This window comes from Rhodanobacter ginsengiterrae (genome assembly GCF_050026815.1).
In the GTDB taxonomy this organism is placed as follows: domain Bacteria; phylum Pseudomonadota; class Gammaproteobacteria; order Xanthomonadales; family Rhodanobacteraceae; genus Rhodanobacter; species Rhodanobacter ginsengiterrae.
The window spans coordinates 131411-146978 of sequence record NZ_JALBWO010000050.1 but is presented as its reverse complement, the minus strand read 5'-3'; the positions used below and the strand labels follow the sequence as shown (position 1 = coordinate 146978).

The window sequence follows — 15568 nt, the reverse complement described above, 5'->3', positions numbered from 1 at the left end:
GGGATCTCAAATCCCACCGCTACGGTCATGCCTTTGAAGACAGCCTGACCCGCAAGGACAAGCGCATCGAAGTGTTGCTGTTGCTCCACACGATGGCAGCCTTCGCCAGCTGGCTGGTCGGCATGGCCTGCGAAAACGCAGGGATAGATCAATGGCTGGCGCCGTTTCGATGCAAGCGACGGCTGTACTCGATCATGCGGCTGGGCCGTGAGGCGCTGCTGCGACGATGGTCAAACGCCAGGCTCGAAGAGCTCATGGAGCAGATACGAAAGCCATCTCCGGCACTGCTCGATCAGATGGCTGTGCCAGCATGAAAACGTGGGGAAACCTCAGCCTCCGTCCCCTTTTGGGCAATTAGCCACGTCCCCTTTGTTTTCCCGTTTTTCCAAAATGTGAAGTCAGTATTTTCAGCCCAGCGAAAGTCATCTGCCCGACTTTGGGCAGCAGAGCGATGATCTGCGCATCAATACCAATTAGCTCCGCAGCGGCAATGCCAACTTGAAGCACTGGGATAGCTTGGTCTTGCTCGATGGGATGGGCGCCCTGCTCCGTGGCTTCGCGCATGTGGGTGGAGAAATAGCTCTTGGCCGTAGCATCGAGACTCAATGTAAGTCCCAAACTTGCCACCGCCATGCGGGCGTCGCGGAAGGCAGGGTCGCGATAGGAGTCATAGAGGCTGCCAAACGAAACTCCCACGCCGGCCAAAATTTTCTTGGCGCTGTCGTTGTCGACTTTGGATGCTGGATATTGGTCAGCAAGGGCAAAGGCTTGCAGCAAAGTTCCGTTCGCTGGATGACCGCACTCGCCTTCGCATACGCCCCACTCACCATAGTACCCTCGAAAATCCTCCACCAAAGTAGTGATCGACCGGAACACCCTCAGAGCTTGTTCAGGCAGCTGTGCCCTCCGGTATAAATTCGCAAGATGAATTCGTGTCGGGGGGTGCTGCGGTTCCCGATCAAGTACCGCTATTGCAATGTTGAGCGCTAATTCCTCTCTGCCTCGTTCAAGGAAATGATTGGAAATATCGAAACGCCAATTATGCAGTTTCGGAACAAAGCTATCGGCAGCGTAGGCTGAAATTGCTGCCCCAGCCATTGCAATGTAGAGCGCATCAATGTCCTCACCAAATTCCCTTCGGAGCACTGATATCAGTGTCTCAGCGATGCGTCGATGGCGCGTTAAGATGAAGGATGATGTGGTGGTAGCCGCCGCCTCCTCGCCAAGAGGCACAAGTATTTCGCGGTGTAGTCTGTGTTCCGGACACCCCAAGACTTGTGCAAGAACAGGACGAGAAAGATATTCCAGACCTTCAGCATGCATGGCGGCAATATGGGCCATAGCGGTACCTAAATTGCCGCCGCTCGAAATTTTGCGTTGTCCGAGGCGTTCCAACAGTAAACGAGCGTGTTCATCTAAATCGGAACCACTACGCACCGCCAGCAGGGCCCCAAAGAACGCCCCTGACTCGCTGGCAGCTTCATGTTTGGCCTGTCTTTCAAGTATTTCGGCACGCTCGAACTCGGGCTCATCGGCCAGGTTGCCAAGCCCACTCCGACCATATGCCTCCCAAGCTTGAACGATCGCTAGGGCGTCAATGGAATCGAGGCCGACTAATCGTTCAGAACTGAAATCGGTGACAGTAGACCAGTCTAATTTTTTCGCGTTTGAGACGAGCCAATCCGTGTCTCGGCACGCGAGCAGTGCATGCACACGGCCATTTAATCCCTTGGGCAGCAGCTTGAGTAGATCTAGTAATTCGCTCGCCGCGCTGTCGGCTTCGTCCAGAATCAATAACCAAGTGAAGTCACCGTCCAAAATTTTGAGGATGTCGTCTGGCACGAGTGGTTGTGATTCGTCTCGGCGTTGCAAGATGCGCCAGTCATCCTTCCCTTCGACGATAGCGCTAGCCGCTTGCAGCAAGGCGGTGGTCTTGCCCTCGCAGCCGGCGGCCAACAGCAGCGAGACGATAGGCCTACCAGCGGTCTCTGCTTGCTGGAAGCGTCCCACTAAATTGCCGACAATTCGCCGGCGAGGGATAGAGGTGGACAGCGCCGTGTGCCAGTCGGGCACGGCACCATCGAAGTAGCGCAACGCAGAACCTTCATCGAGAGGCTGGAAATGAACGACAAGATCGTTAGGTTTGAAGACCGACCAGCCTTTGGGAGGCCGAACAATCCGCACAGAGGGAGTGTAGTCGACCTTGTTTGGTTGGTCACCGGGAAGCGGGTAACGCCACCAATCACCTTGGTGATGACTTTCGTGCAAGGCATCCGTCGCAAGTGTCCAAGCCTGTTGATCGTGGATCCAACGCCAAGCTTGTAGCCGAACCTCACCTGCTTTCAGGTCAGCCTCCCCCCAAACCAATCCATTTCGCCAAAGCTCGCCTTCCCGCGATTGAAACCCCGCTCCGGCCTGGATGGCAAGATAAGCTTGACCCCCGCCGTAAGTAGGCTCTGCCCAAGCATCGTGTAGGTGCCCATGCAGGTAAAGCACATGATGCTGGCCCAGCAGACTTTTAATGGGCTTCTGTTGCTCCGGGATGATCCATTCTATAGGGTGGTGGCCGAGAACGATGCGCAACCGCGCCGGCTTGATGGCATTCAAGGCCTTTTCTAGAAGCGGCTTTCCTGGAGTAAGGCGGCGTTCGTCCTTATTGTCTTTGCTGAGCCAAGCGGTGTTGATGCCGACTATGCCGACTTCAAGATCATTTATAGTCAAACACGTGGCGTAGGCACCTTCTGGCCCGGCAAATGCGCCATTGACGGACGTAATATCGCTTTTAATATAAGAACGGAAGCGAGATATAAGCATTTCATCGCGAAGCCTGGACCCTTCATCGGTAGGGTCAAGATAATGACTTTCTGCTTTAGCGATCTCTTCTCGACTGAACGCGGGATGCTTGGTGCGATCTACATCGTGATTGCCCGGCACGACAAAGGTTCTCTGCTCAACGCCACCGCCGATTTCCTGCTGCAACGGGCATATAAAATCTAACCAAAAGGTCTCGTACTGGATGTCCAGCCCCCCATCGGCCAAATCGCCAGTGATGAACAACAGATCGGGGATAAATCCTTGATTTTTCTTATCTCGCACGTGCCTTATTATATAATCGAACATTTTGCGTGTGGCGTAATCGTCTTTGCCAACGTGGAAATCGGACAAATGCAGCCACCGTATGACTTGATCATCGTTATCCATTCGCAACCCTTAATTGATAGACCAGCCATTCAATGGATTACTGGCTATTGCTCGGTAGCTGTACGTTCCTAATTAAACACGACACACTCACATATTCCTCCGATACTCCCCCCCCACCTCATACAACGCATGGCTGATCTGCCCCAACGAGTTGTACTTAACCGCCTCAATCAACTGCTCAAACACATTCCGACGCTCCCTCGCCGTCGTTTGTAGCACCTTGAGGCTGTCAGACGCCAACGCATTCCGCGCCTCCCCAAACCGCTTCACATTGGCAATCTGCGCCCCCTTCTCCTCCTCCGTCGACCGAATCAACTCGATCTCGGTCGCGATCTCCCCCGCATGATCCTTCGGCAAAAAGGTGTTGACCCCAATCAACGGCAACGACCCATCGTGCTTCTTGTGCTCGTAATACATCGACTCGTCCTGGATCTTGCCGCGCTGGTACATGGTGTCCATCGCGCCAAGCACCCCGCCCCGCTCGCTGATCGCCTCGAACTCCTTGTACACCGCCTCCTCGACCAGGTCGGTCAGCGTGTCGACGACGTAGCTGCCCTGCCACGGGTTCTCGTTGAAGTTGAGGCCCAGCTCCTTGTTGATGATCATCTGGATCGCCACCGCGCGGCGCACGCTTTCTTCGGTGGGCGTGGTGATCGCCTCGTCGTAGGCATTGGTGTGCAGCGAGTTGCAGTTGTCGAACAGCGCGTACATCGCCTGCAGCGTGGTGCGGATGTCGTTGAACTGGATCTCCTGCGCGTGCAGTGAACGGCCGGAGGTCTGGATGTGGTACTTCATCATCTGGCTGCGCGCGCTGGCACCGTAGCGCTCGCGCATGGCGCGGGCCCAGATGCGGCGGGCGACGCGGCCGATGACGGTGTACTCCGGGTCCATGCCGTTGGAGAAGAAGAAGCTGAGGTTGGGCGCGAAGTCGTCCACGCTCATGCCGCGGGCGAGGTAGTACTCGACGATGGTGAAGCCGTTGCTGAGGGTGAAGGCGAGCTGGCTGATCGGGTTGGCCCCGGCTTCGGCGATGTGATACCCGCTGATGCTGACCGAATAGAAGTTGCGCACCTTGTGGTCGACGAAGTACTGCTGGATGTCGCCCATCATGCGCAGCGCGAATTCGGTGGAGAAGATGCAGGTGTTCTGCGCCTGGTCCTCCTTGAAGATGTCGGCCTGCACGGTACCGCGCACCTTGGTCAGGGTCTCGGTCTTGATCTTCGCGTAGGTTTCGGCGTCGATCAGGTCATCGCCGGAGACGCCGAGCAACCCCAGGCCGAGGCCTTCGTTGCCCTTGGGCAGTTCACCCAGATACGTCGGGCGTGCCTTGCCTTCGTAGAGCTTGTCGATCTTCTTCTGCGCCGCCGCCCAGCGGGCGTCGTCTTCGCGCAGGTACTTCTCCACGTTCTGGTCGATGGCGGTGTTCATGAACATCGCCAGGATCATCGGCGCGGGGCCGTTGATGGTCATGGAGACCGAGGTGCTGGGCGCGCTGAGGTCGAAGCCGGAGTACAGCTTCTTCATGTCGTCGAGCGTGGCGATGTTGACGCCGGAGTTGCCGATCTTGCCGTAGATGTCGGGGCGTGGCGCCGGGTCTTCGCCGTACAGGGTGACCGAGTCGAACGCGGTGGACAGGCGCGTGGCGGCGCCGCCCTGGCTGAGGTAATGGAAGCGGCGGTTGGTGCGCTCGGGCGTGCCTTCGCCGGCGAACATGCGGGTGGGGTCTTCGCCGCTGCGGCGGTATGGATACACGCCGCCGGTGTACGGGTAGTGGCCGGGCAGGTGCTCCTTGCCGAGGAAGGTCAGCAGTTCGCCCCAGTCCTTCGACTTGGGCGGCGCCACTTTCGGGATCTTCTGGTGGCTGAGCGAGTCGCGGTAGTTGTCGACGCGGATGACCTTGTCGCGCACCTTGTATTCGTTGACGTCGGCGGTGACCGATTCGAACAGCGCCGGCCAGTGGCGCAGTTGTTCGATCGCTTCGTGGCTGAGTTCCTTCAGCGCGGCGTTGTAGCGCTGGCGCAAGGTGGTCAGCGAGCGATCACCGTCGGCGTGCAGCGCATCGCTGGCGTACATGTCCAGCGGCCGCGGCAGCGCCGCGTCGCCCAGTTCCTTCAGCGACTCGTAGTAGTGCTGCGCCTTGCTGGCGAACTCGGCCTGGGTCTCGATGGCCTGGTTGATCGCGCGGCCCTGCTCGGCGATTTCGGCGAGGTAGCGCACGCGGGCGCCGGGGATCAGCACGGTGGCGCGCGGAGACTTGAGCGTGGTGTCGAGCTGGGGCTGCCAGTCGCAGCCGGGGGAGGAAAGCAAAAAGGGGTCAGAGTCATTTTTCGACTCCGTACCGCCATGACCTGCTGCGTGCTCGCCCGAAAAGTGACTCTGACCCCTTTTTGCCTTCTCGCGCATCAACCGGCACAGGTTGGTGAACATCCAGGTGACGCCCGGGTCGTTGAACTGGCTGGCGATGGTCGGATACACCGGCACGTCCTCGTCCTTGACGTTGAACGCGGTGCGATTGCGCTTCCACTGCTTGCGGATGTCGCGCAGCGCGTCTTCGGCGCCGCGCTTGTCGAACTTGTTCAGCACGATGAGCTCGGCGAAGTCGATCATGTCGATCTTCTCCAGCTGGCTGGCGGCGCCGTAGTCGCTGGTCATCACGTAGGCGGGGAAATCGACCAGGTCGACGATTTCCGAATCGCTCTGGCCGATGCCGGCGGTCTCGACGATGACCAGGTCGTACGGCTGGCTTTTCAGGAAGTCGATGCAGTCGTGCAGCACGATGCTGGTGGCGGCGTGCTGGCGGCGGGTGGCCATCGAGCGCATGTAGACGCGATGGCTGCGCAGGGAGTTCATGCGGATGCGGTCGCCCAGCAAGGCGCCGCCGGAACGACGACGGGTCGGATCGACGGCGAGCACGGCGATGCGCATGTGCGGGAACGCGTGCAGGAAGCGCAGCAGCAGCTCGTCGACCACGGACGACTTGCCGGCGCCGCCGGTGCCGGTGAGGCCGAGTACCGGGGTCTGCTTGCCGGCGAGTTTCCACTCCTTGCGCAGGCGCTCCAGTTCGCCGTCGGCGAAGCGGCTTTCCTCGATGGTGGAAAGCATGTGGCCGATGGAGATCTCGTCGTCGATGTCGACGTGGCTGGCGGCGGTTTCCACGCGTTTGGCAACGGCGGCACGGGTGCGCTCCATCACGTCCTCGATCATCTCGACCAGGCCCAGCTTCATGCCGTCGTTGGGGTGGTAGATGCGCTCGACGCCGTAGGCCTGCAGCTCGCGGATCTCTTCCGGGGTGATGGTGCCGCCACCGCCGCCGAACACGCGGATGTGGCCGGCGCCGCGCTCGCGCAGCATGTCGACCATGTACTTGAAGTACTCGACGTGGCCGCCCTGGTAGGACGACAGCGCGATGGCGTCGGCGTCTTCCTGCAGCGCGGCGCGCACCACGTCCTCGACCGAGCGGTTGTGGCCGAGGTGGATCACCTCCGCGCCCTGCGACTGGATGATCCGCCGCATGATGTTGATCGCCGCGTCGTGGCCATCGAACAGGCTGGCCGCGGTGACGAAGCGCAGCGGGGTGGTTTCGGCGGGCGCGGTGGCGGCGGGGACGTGCTTGGCGGGGGAACTCATGGCAACTCCGGACATCGATGCTTGATCCGTTCGATTCTAGTGGGAATCGGTGGCAAGAGCTTGCCGCAGCGCGCTTGCCGACAGGCGTGGACCCGACGCTGCGGGCAAGGCCGGCTGCGCCGGATCGCCTTCCACGGATGTTTGTTTGATCGCATACTGGGCGCCAGCCAGGGGACCAATCACAAGCGGAAATGAATGGCTTTCGTGCCCGGCATGACGCTGTCGAACGCAGCAAAGGCTGGCGCATGACCGGTGGAAGCGGATGGGGGCAACCCATGCGAGCCGCGCCGGGCGTACCGAATTCAACGCAACTTCAAGGACAGCACACATGAAGAAGGCCTTGTTCGCTGCACTCCTCGCCATGGTGACGATGGTCGCCCAGGCCAGCTCCCGCGAGAACGTGGAATCCTCCACCGTGGTCAAGGGAACCATCGTGCTGGCCACAGACGGCACCGTGCAGACCGCGGTCGTCGACGATGAGGCCAGTTACGGGAAAGCCATCGCGGACCTGGTACGCAAGGCCGCGTTGCAGTGGCGCTTCCACCCGGTGCTGCGCGATGGCGCACCGGTGGTCGCCAAGTCCAGCATGCATGTCCGGGTGGTGCTCGACAGAATGCCGGACGGCAACTACAGCGCGCGCATCAAGGGCGCCACGTTCGGGGACGACAACGGAAACTCCACCGACACGCTGCAAGCGGCCGAAGGCAACAAGAAGATCATGCCGCGCTACCCCGAACGCGCCGTCCATGATCGGGTGCAAGGCACGGTGTATCTGTCGCTGCACGTGGACCACGACGGTCACGTGTTGGAAGCGGTCGCCGAGCAGGTCAATCTCGGCAACCTGGGTCCGGACGGCGAGCTTCGGCAATACCGCAAGCTCCTGGCCGACGCGGCGCTCAAGGCTGCCCGCCAATGGAGCTACGTGGCGCCCACGACCGGCCCGCTGGTCACGCAGAACAGCTGGACCGTCCACATTCCGGTCAAGTTCAGCCTGAACATGGACAGGCTGAGCCGCACCAGGTCCGTATGGGAAACCTACGTCCCCGGACCGTATGTACCGGCGCCCTGGGTCGATCGGCCAGACACGAGTGCGGCCGATGCCCTCGCCGACGGCAGCATGCGGACCGAGGGTGCCGGCCCCACCCTGCTCGCTCCGCTCAAGCACGGTTGACGCGGCAACGGTTGCGCGCCGGGCCACGGCGGGCATGACGATCGAGGTGTCGGCGCAGCGTCGAAGGAGCGCCACGGCCTTCATTTCCTCGACACGGTGTTGATCACGATAGTGATTTGCTGCAGGTATGCTCGAATCATGACCGTCATCAAGGGACCACGCATGAAATATCGCCATCTGCTCGCCTCACTGGCCGCCGCGTTGCTGGCCGGCTGCGTCACCTCGCCGACCGGTCGCTCGCAGCTGATGGTGGTGTCGGACAGCCAGATGAGCCAGATGGGGCTGACCGCGTTCAACGACATGCGCAAGCAGGGCAAGTTCGTCGATGCGCCGCGCGAACGCGCCTATGCCAGCTGCGTGGCGAATGCGCTGATCGCCGTGCTGCCGCCGCCGTGGAACACCCAGCAGTGGGAAGTGCAGATCATCGGCGACGACAGCGCCAACGCATTCGCCCTGCCCGGCGGCCGGATCGGCGTGAACAAGGGCATGTTCAAGGTCGCCAGCAACCAGGACCAGCTGGCGGTGGTGCTGGGGCATGAGTTGTCGCACGTGGTGGCGCGCCATGGCGCGGAGCGGGTGTCGGACAACTACCTGGTGCAGGGTGCGGTGGCCGCCGGCACGATCTACGCCGGCACCCGCGGCAGCAACACCGGCTACGCCGCGGCGGCGCTGGGACTGGGCGCCGAGGTGGGCATCCTGCTGCCGTTCTCGCGCACCCAGGAGAGCGAGGCCGACACGCTGGGCCAGCGTTACATGGCGCAGGCCGGTTTCGATCCGCGCGCGGCGGTGACGCTATGGCAGAAGATGGGCGCGCAAGGCGGCAGCAAGCCGCCGGCCTTCCTGTCCACGCATCCTTCTTCCGGCAACCGCGCGCAGGCGCTGGAGCGGCAGGCGCAGCAATGGTTGCCGGTGTACCAGCAGGCCCGCGCCGCAGGTCGTGCACCGAACTGCCAGCTGTAGCGACGGCCAGCCTAATCGTTGCCTGAATGGGACGACGGGCGCAGGTCAACTGCCCGTGCCGCCCACCGTTTTCCGAACTGCCGGCCGACGAATCGGCCCAGCCTGAGGAGATCGCCATGACTCGTACCCCACTGAAACTGGCCTTGCTGGCCGGACTGGGCCTGACTTTCGCCGGCGCCATCTACGCGCCACCGGCGGCCGCACGCGCGCAGGTGGCGGTTGGCGTGCACATCGGTATCGCGCCACCGCCACCGCGCTTCGAGCGGGTGCCGCCGCCGCGGCGCGGCTATGTCTGGGCGCCGGGTTACTGGCGCTGGAACGCCCATGCCCACCGCCATGTATGGGTGGGCGGCTCCTGGGTGGTGGTGCGCCGGGGCCATCATTATCGGCCGGCACATTGGGTGCGCCACGGTGACGACTGGCGCTTCCGCCCCGGCTACTGGGGCCGCTGAACCGCCCGCGCGGACTCCATACGCAGGCGGCTTGCTGCGCCGCGGCACCACCTGCGGGGGTGACGTACTAAACTTGTCGCTTTGATTCCTCGCCCCGGCTTCGGTCGGGGCGATGAGTTTCCGGCGTTTCCACACCCCCGGCGGGGTCCCTCATGCTCCTCGCCACCCTCTGTAGATGCCCATCGGCACCGTAAATCATGGAGTCACCGTTCCAATGATCTTTGAAACCATCGAAAAGACGGGTCACGAAGAAGTCGTCTTCTGCCACAACAAGGACGCCGGCCTGAAGGCCATCATCGCGATCCACAACACGGTGCTGGGCCCTGCGCTCGGTGGCCTGCGCATGTGGCCGTACAAGACCGAGCAGGAAGCGGTGAACGACGTGCTGCGGCTGTCGCGCGGCATGACCTTCAAGAACGCCGTGGCCGGCCTGAACCTGGGCGGCGGCAAGGCGGTGATCATCGGCGATCCGAGCAAGGACAAGTCCGAGGCGCTGTTCCGCGCGTTCGGCCGCTTCGTCAACTCGTTGAACGGCCGCTACATCACCGCCGAGGACGTCGGCATCGATGTCAACGACATGGAATACGTGTTCCGCGAAACCGAATACGTGACCGGCGTGCACCAGGTGCATGGCGGTTCGGGCGATCCGTCGCCGTTCACCGCCTACGGCACCCTGCAGGGCCTGATGGCCGCGCTGCAGTTCAAGCACGGCAACGAAGACGTGGGCAAGTACAGCTACGCCGTGCAGGGCTGCGGTCACGTTGGCGGCGAGTACATCAAGCTGCTGCGCGAACAGGGCGCCAAGGTGTTCGTCACCGACATCAACAAGGAAGCGGTGCAGCGCTGCGTGGACGAGCTGGGTTGCGAGGCGGTCGGCCTGGACGAGATCTACGACGTCGACGCCGACGTGTACAGCCCGTGCGCACTGGGCGGCACCGTCAACGAGCAGACCATCGACCGGATCAAGGCGAAGATCATCTGCGGCCCGGCCAACAACCAGCTGGCCACCGACGAAATCGGCGACGAGCTGCAGCGCCGCGGCGTGCTGTATGCGCCGGACTACGCGGTCAACGCCGGCGGCGTGATGAATGTGTCGCTGGAGATCGACGGCTACAACCGCGAGCGCGCGATGCGCATGATGCGCACGATCTATTACAACCTGGGCCGCATCTTCGAGATCTCCAAGAACGAAGGCATCCCGACCTACAAGGCGGCCGACCGCCTGGCCGAAGAGCGCATCAGCGCGATCGGCAAGATCAAGCTGGCGCACATGGGCAATGGCAGCACCCGCTTCCAGGGCCGCATGCGCGGTCAGTAAGCGACCACCCTGCCACGGAACAGAAGAAGCCGCCGGTTGACTGGCGGCTTTTTTGTTGGCTTGGCCCCAGCTACCGGCATTGCCCGCGTCCGTAGGCTAAAATCGCCGTTCTGCACACTCTGGAGTTCGCGATGCGCCCGTTTCCGCTCGGTGAAGAGATCGACCTGCTGCGCGAATCCGTGCATGCGTTTGCGGAAAAGGAGATCGCCCCTCGCGCGGACAGGATCGACCGCGACAACCTGTTTCCGGCCGACCTGTGGCGCAAGTTCGGCGAGATGGGCCTGCTCGGGGTGACCGTGGCCGAGGCATACGGCGGCAGCGGCATGGGTTTCCTGGCACACATGGTGGCGATGGAGGAGATCTCGCGCGCGTCCGGTTCGGTCGGCCTGTCCTACGGCGCGCATTCCAACCTGTGCGTCAACAACATCTATCACAACGGCAACGAGGCACAGAAGCAGAAATACCTGCCGAAGCTGTGCAGTGGCGAATATGTCGGCGCGCTGGCGATGAGCGAACCGGGCGCCGGTTCCGACGTGGTCGGCTCGATGAGCTGCAAGGCCGAGCTGCGCGGCGACGTGTGGGTGGCCAACGGCAACAAGATGTGGATCACCAACGGCCCGGACGCCGACGTGCTGCTGGTCTACATGCGTACCGCGCCGCGTACCGCCGGCAGCCGCTGCATGACCGCCTTCATCGTCGAGAAAGGCATGAAGGGTTTCAGCACCGCGCAGAAGCTGGACAAGCTGGGCATGCGCGGCTCGAACACCTGCGAGCTGGTGTTCGAGGATTGCGAGATCCCCGCCGAGAACATCGTCGGCGAAGTCAACGAAGGCGTGCGCGTGCTGATGAACGGTCTGGACACCGAGCGGCTGGTGCTGTCCGGCGGCCCGATCGGCCTGATGCAGGCGGCGCTGGACCTGGCCCTGCCCTATGTGCGCGAGCGCAAGCAGTTCAACGCGCCGATCGGTACCTTCGGCGTGATGCAGGCCAAGATCGCCGACATGTACACCGCGCTGCAGAGTTCACGCGGCTTTGCCTACATGGTGGCGCAGCAGTTCGACGCGAAAGTGAAGTCGCGCATCGACCCCGCCGCCTGCCTGCTCAACGCCTCGGTCAACGCGGTGCAGGTGGCGCTGGAGGCGATCCAGACGCTCGGCGGCAACGGCTACATCAACGAGTTCCCCGCCGGCCGCCTGCTGCGCGACGCGAAGCTGTACGAGATCGGCGCCGGCACGAACGAAATCCGCCGCATGCTGATCGGCCGCGAGCTGTTTCACGGCAAGGCGTGACGCTGCCGCGGCACGAATGAGCGGCGTTGCCGTCCGCCCATTCGTGCCGACCCGCTCCCTCAGGAACCCGACGCCACCGGCGTCAGCTCCAGCGTCAGCACCTCGAATGGGGCCAGCGTGATCGTGCCCGGCTTGTCCGCGTCCAGGGTCAGCCCCGGTTTGGCCGCGTCGCTGCGCCACGGGCTGTGTGCGGTGAAACGACGGGCGGCGCCGACGGGCAGTTCCAGCTGGCGCTGCAGGTCGATCACCGCCAGCTGGGTGTGATCACTCGGGTTGCGCAGGGTGATGATCGACTTCGTCGGCGACCACGACGCCCAGCCATAGACATCGAGCCGATCCGGATCGCCGCCGATCCAGTGCGTGTCGCGCAGCACCCCGGCGTTCTTCCGCGACCAGTTCGCCGCTTCGGCCAGCACGTCCCAGTCGTGCTCGCTCAACAGCGACGGGGTGATGTACAGCTCCTGCAGCTCGGTGCCGGTGGCGAAGTAGGAGTGCACTTCGTTGCCGAAGTCATGGCCCGGGTCGGTGTTGAGCTTGCGGTTTTCCTTCGCGTAGATGATGCCGTGGAGCATCAGCGAGTTGAGCGGGAACAGCGGCCCCTTCAGCACGATGTTGCGGTAGGTTTGCGCATCGCGATAAGTGATCCACTGCTCGCGCGTGCTGCCGACGCCGGTTTCGCTGTCGTCCTCGCCATCGCGCCAGATGGTGTCGGCGTAGCGCAGCCAGAACGGCGAGGCCCAGGTGCCGGTGGTGAGGTTGATGAAGGTGTCCGGCCTGGCCGCGCGGATGTCGTCGATCAGCTGGATCGCCGCGGCGAAGTCGCTGTCGAAGCGGCTGCCCGGGAACACCTTGTCGGCATTGCCGGTGCCGTCGAACTTGAACTGGTTGATGCCGTCCTTGTCGAGCAGCGCCATCACCGCATCGTGGAAGCGCTGGTAATACTTCGGTCCGGACAGCGCCAGACCGCCGTCGATGATCTCGTAGCCCGCCTTGGCGCCGCGTTCGGCGCGCTCCCTGGCCGGCGGCCCGTAACCACCCCACGGCGACAGCCACACACCCGGCGCCGCGCCGTATTTCGCGGCGGCTTCGCGCAGCGGCACGAAGCCATGCGGGAAATCCTTGCTGAAATGCCAGCTGCCGCTGCGGTCGTCCCAGCCATCGTCGAACAGGAACGAATCCAGTTTCACGCCACGCTTCACATGCAGCTCGGTGCCCACCGTGTTGATGCGGTCCAGCGCCTGCACCTCGGTGTAGGGCGTGAAGTAGCCGATGTCGTACCACGAGTTGTAGTGCAGGAAGGGCCGGTACGGATGCGCCCGCTCGCGCTCGACGTAGCTGGCGAAATCGCGCCGCAGCTGGCCGTCGCGCACCACGCCGGCCACCGCCGAATAGGCGATCGTCTTGCCCTGCTCCAGCGGCAGTTGCCGGTCCAGCATGAGCCTGACGTCGCTGCCGCGCACCGTGCTGTCGGACTGCGGATGTTCGAAGCCGAGATAGAGGTCGCCGGCGACCACCGGCGAGCCCTTGGCCTCGCCGCTGACCTCCGCGCCGGCCGCCTGCGTCTGCAGCAGCGACACCTTGGCGATCTTCTCGTCCTGTTTCAGCGCGGTGATCGAGATCAGTTCCCGCAGGTAGGGCGAGCCGTCGCGCTGCACCAGCCTCCAGTCCACCCGGAAGCGACCATTCGGGTCACCGAAGCTGGCCTCGACCGCCTTGCCCGGCAGCTGCAAGACGAGCCGTGAGGCCTTCGCGTCCACCGGCAGCGTGTGCACGCGCGGCAGCGACAGCAAGGTCATGTCTGAGGCATTGATCGTGCTGCCGTCGGCCAGCAACAGCGCGAACGGCGCGCGCACGGCGAAGCTGCGCTGGTGCGCGCGGTCGGTCAGCGTCATGTCGACAAGATGCTTGCCATCCAGTTTCCAGCGCGCCTCGATCGCGGCGTTGCCGAAGCTTTCCATGCCTTGCTGATCGGCGAAGGTGGCGACGCCAGGTTCAAGTACCGCCCCATCCGTGGCGATGCTGTCCTTGGCGATGCCGTCCTCGGCGCGGGCCGCGCTGAAACCCGCCAGCGCGACCAGCAGGCAGGAAGCCGCCACGCTCATGCGCGACGGCCGAAGGGGATGCGAATGCGATGCTGCCATGGTTGCCTCTCGTGTTGGTTCAATCATATCGACCAGCCTGTTGCCGCCGCAGCGGTGAATGCCAAGGCTCCGCTGCGGCCATGAACGACGACTCGCCCTGCAGCAGCACGCTTACGGCTGCCTTGGCAGCCACTGCTGATAACCGGACGAATCGCAATCGGCCAGATTCACCGTGCTGTTCTGCCCGGCATCGCCGGCAGCGTTCAGGCATTGACCGGAGCCCACGTTGAACCAGGCCTGCGCGCCGGGCATGTACAGCCACTCCTGACGGCTGTCGGCAACGCAATTGGCGGCAAGTACCGCGTTGCTGCCATTGGCCTGCAGGCAAACGCTGCGATCGATCAGATTCAGCCGGTTGCCGGCATCGTTCGCCAGCAACTGGTTGGCAATCGCCCAGGACGAGCTGCGCTTGCCCGCACAGATATTGAGGCCCAGGTGATTGCCGCCCAGCGTATCGGCGCAATAGTGCTGGACGCGGTTGCTGGCCAGGAACGGCGCGCCAACCGACTGGTTGATGGTGGCGATCGCCGTGTGGTCCGGGTCCATCATCGAGCTGGCGATGGACGCGCAATCCCCATAGACCTCGGTCGAGGCGTTGCTGGTTTGCGCGGCGTTGTTCGCCGGGTCGTACATGATCGGAGCGTAGAACACCGCCGTCGTGGCGGGCACTTCAGAGCAGGACGCATACTGCTGCGATCCCTGGGTGAAATTTTCGACGAACTGCGGCACCACCGCTTGCAGGATGCCGTTGGCCGCCGGCGAATGGATGGTTCCGATCACCGTGGTGGTGCCCGTGCTGGTATCGGTGATGGAGGCCTGCCACAGGTAGTTCTCGCCAGCGTCGGCCGCTCCCGCGGGAATCGTGGTCTTCCCGGCGTAATTCAGGTGGAAGGTGTACATGACCCCCTCCTTCCACGCTGCGGCCTGGCTGCCGGTCGTGCTGAACAGGCATTGCGTGCCGGTGCCCTCGCCGCCGAATCCCTGGCATACCGCACCCGAGGCGGGACCCGGCTTGTCGACAGCGGGGTCGTAGGTCTGGCCGAAGATCGAGAAGAGCACGGTCTTGGTCTTCTTGGCGTTTTGCTGGATGCCGGTATAGCCGCCCTGGTTGACGTTGATCGTCCAGAAGAACTGACTGGCGTAGTACGTATTGCCGTTGTGGCCCGGTTCGTGGGTCACCCGGATGGAGGCATCGATGCCGTTGTAACCATGCAAGCCATCGGCGTTGGCGACGGTCGCGGCGGGGTAATAGTAGTGATTGGCCGTCATGCCACCTGCAATCACGGCATGGGCCGGGCTGGCCACGATGGCTCCCATGCCTGCAAGCCCACAAGCGAGATGCAACAGATAGTTTTTCATCAGATACCTCGGGTGAATGAGCAAGTGATGCCGATCGACCGGGCGGCGCG

Annotated in this window: 9 protein-coding genes and 1 pseudogene; 6 read left to right on the top strand and 4 right to left on the bottom strand. The window is 62.9% G+C overall.

Translation table 11 applies throughout. The features are described from left to right. A pseudogene (locus tag ACQGNJ_RS06995) lies at positions 1 to 314 on the top strand (IS4 family transposase); the annotation flags it as partial. A 40-nt stretch (positions 315 to 354) separates the two neighbouring features. Here the strand turns inward: ACQGNJ_RS06995 and ACQGNJ_RS06990 are convergent. Continuing rightward, positions 355 to 3201: a metallophosphoesterase family protein gene (locus ACQGNJ_RS06990; protein ID WP_426688512.1), complete on the bottom strand. Its 2847-nt coding sequence runs from the start codon at positions 3199 to 3201 to the stop codon at positions 355 to 357. 87 nt (positions 3202 to 3288) lie between these two features. After that, positions 3289 to 6828 carry a methylmalonyl-CoA mutase family protein gene (locus ACQGNJ_RS06985; protein ID WP_426688511.1) on the bottom strand — a complete coding sequence of 1180 codons (3540 nt, stop codon included), beginning with the start codon at positions 6826 to 6828 and terminating at the stop codon, positions 3289 to 3291. 328 nt (positions 6829 to 7156) lie between these two features. Between ACQGNJ_RS06985 and ACQGNJ_RS06980 the strand changes: the two genes are divergently transcribed. The 5 genes from ACQGNJ_RS06980 to ACQGNJ_RS06960 all read left to right on the top strand — a co-directional run bounded on the left by ACQGNJ_RS06980 (position 7157) and on the right by ACQGNJ_RS06960 (position 12018). Next, positions 7157 to 7999 carry an energy transducer TonB gene (locus tag ACQGNJ_RS06980; protein WP_426688510.1) on the top strand — a complete coding sequence of 281 codons (843 nt, stop codon included), beginning with the start codon at positions 7157 to 7159 and terminating at the stop codon, positions 7997 to 7999. Positions 8000 to 8161: 162 nt separating this feature from the next. After that, complete coding sequence (locus ACQGNJ_RS06975) at positions 8162 to 8959, top strand: M48 family metallopeptidase (protein ID WP_426688509.1); 798 nt, start codon at positions 8162 to 8164, stop codon at positions 8957 to 8959. Positions 8960 to 9075: 116 nt separating this feature from the next. Beyond that, on the top strand, positions 9076 to 9411 hold the full coding sequence (locus ACQGNJ_RS06970; RefSeq protein WP_426688508.1) for a YXWGXW repeat-containing protein: 336 nt from the start codon (positions 9076 to 9078) through the stop codon (positions 9409 to 9411). Between the two features lie 214 nt (positions 9412 to 9625). Further along, positions 9626 to 10729 carry a Glu/Leu/Phe/Val dehydrogenase dimerization domain-containing protein gene (locus ACQGNJ_RS06965; protein ID WP_426688507.1) on the top strand — a complete coding sequence of 368 codons (1104 nt, stop codon included), beginning with the start codon at positions 9626 to 9628 and terminating at the stop codon, positions 10727 to 10729. A gap of 131 nt (positions 10730 to 10860) precedes the next feature. Continuing rightward, positions 10861 to 12018: an isovaleryl-CoA dehydrogenase gene (locus tag ACQGNJ_RS06960; protein ID WP_426688506.1), complete on the top strand. Its 1158-nt coding sequence runs from the start codon at positions 10861 to 10863 to the stop codon at positions 12016 to 12018. Positions 12019 to 12077: 59 nt separating this feature from the next. Here the strand turns inward: ACQGNJ_RS06960 and ACQGNJ_RS06955 are convergent, their stop codons facing one another. Then, positions 12078 to 14159: an alpha-galactosidase gene (locus ACQGNJ_RS06955; RefSeq protein ID WP_426688505.1), complete on the bottom strand. Its 2082-nt coding sequence runs from the start codon at positions 14157 to 14159 to the stop codon at positions 12078 to 12080. A gap of 111 nt (positions 14160 to 14270) precedes the next feature. After that, entirely contained in the window at positions 14271 to 15518 is a 1248-nt protein-coding gene (locus ACQGNJ_RS06950; RefSeq protein WP_426688504.1) for a DUF3472 domain-containing protein, read from the bottom strand. Between the last annotated feature and the right edge of the window lie 50 nt (positions 15519 to 15568).

Coding starts and splice junctions, on each gene's coding strand:
- ACQGNJ_RS06990 (WP_426688512.1), bottom strand. CDS start 3,201: ATGGATAACGATGATCAAGTCATACGGTGGCTGCATTTGTCCGATTTC.
- ACQGNJ_RS06985 (WP_426688511.1), bottom strand. CDS start 6,828: ATGAGTTCCCCCGCCAAGCACGTCCCCGCCGCCACCGCGCCCGCCGAA.
- ACQGNJ_RS06980 (WP_426688510.1), top strand. CDS start 7,157: ATGAAGAAGGCCTTGTTCGCTGCACTCCTCGCCATGGTGACGATGGTC.
- ACQGNJ_RS06975 (WP_426688509.1), top strand. CDS start 8,162: ATGAAATATCGCCATCTGCTCGCCTCACTGGCCGCCGCGTTGCTGGCC.
- ACQGNJ_RS06970 (WP_426688508.1), top strand. CDS start 9,076: ATGACTCGTACCCCACTGAAACTGGCCTTGCTGGCCGGACTGGGCCTG.
- ACQGNJ_RS06965 (WP_426688507.1), top strand. CDS start 9,626: ATGATCTTTGAAACCATCGAAAAGACGGGTCACGAAGAAGTCGTCTTC.
- ACQGNJ_RS06960 (WP_426688506.1), top strand. CDS start 10,861: ATGCGCCCGTTTCCGCTCGGTGAAGAGATCGACCTGCTGCGCGAATCC.
- ACQGNJ_RS06955 (WP_426688505.1), bottom strand. CDS start 14,159: ATGGCAGCATCGCATTCGCATCCCCTTCGGCCGTCGCGCATGAGCGTG.
- ACQGNJ_RS06950 (WP_426688504.1), bottom strand. CDS start 15,518: ATGAAAAACTATCTGTTGCATCTCGCTTGTGGGCTTGCAGGCATGGGA.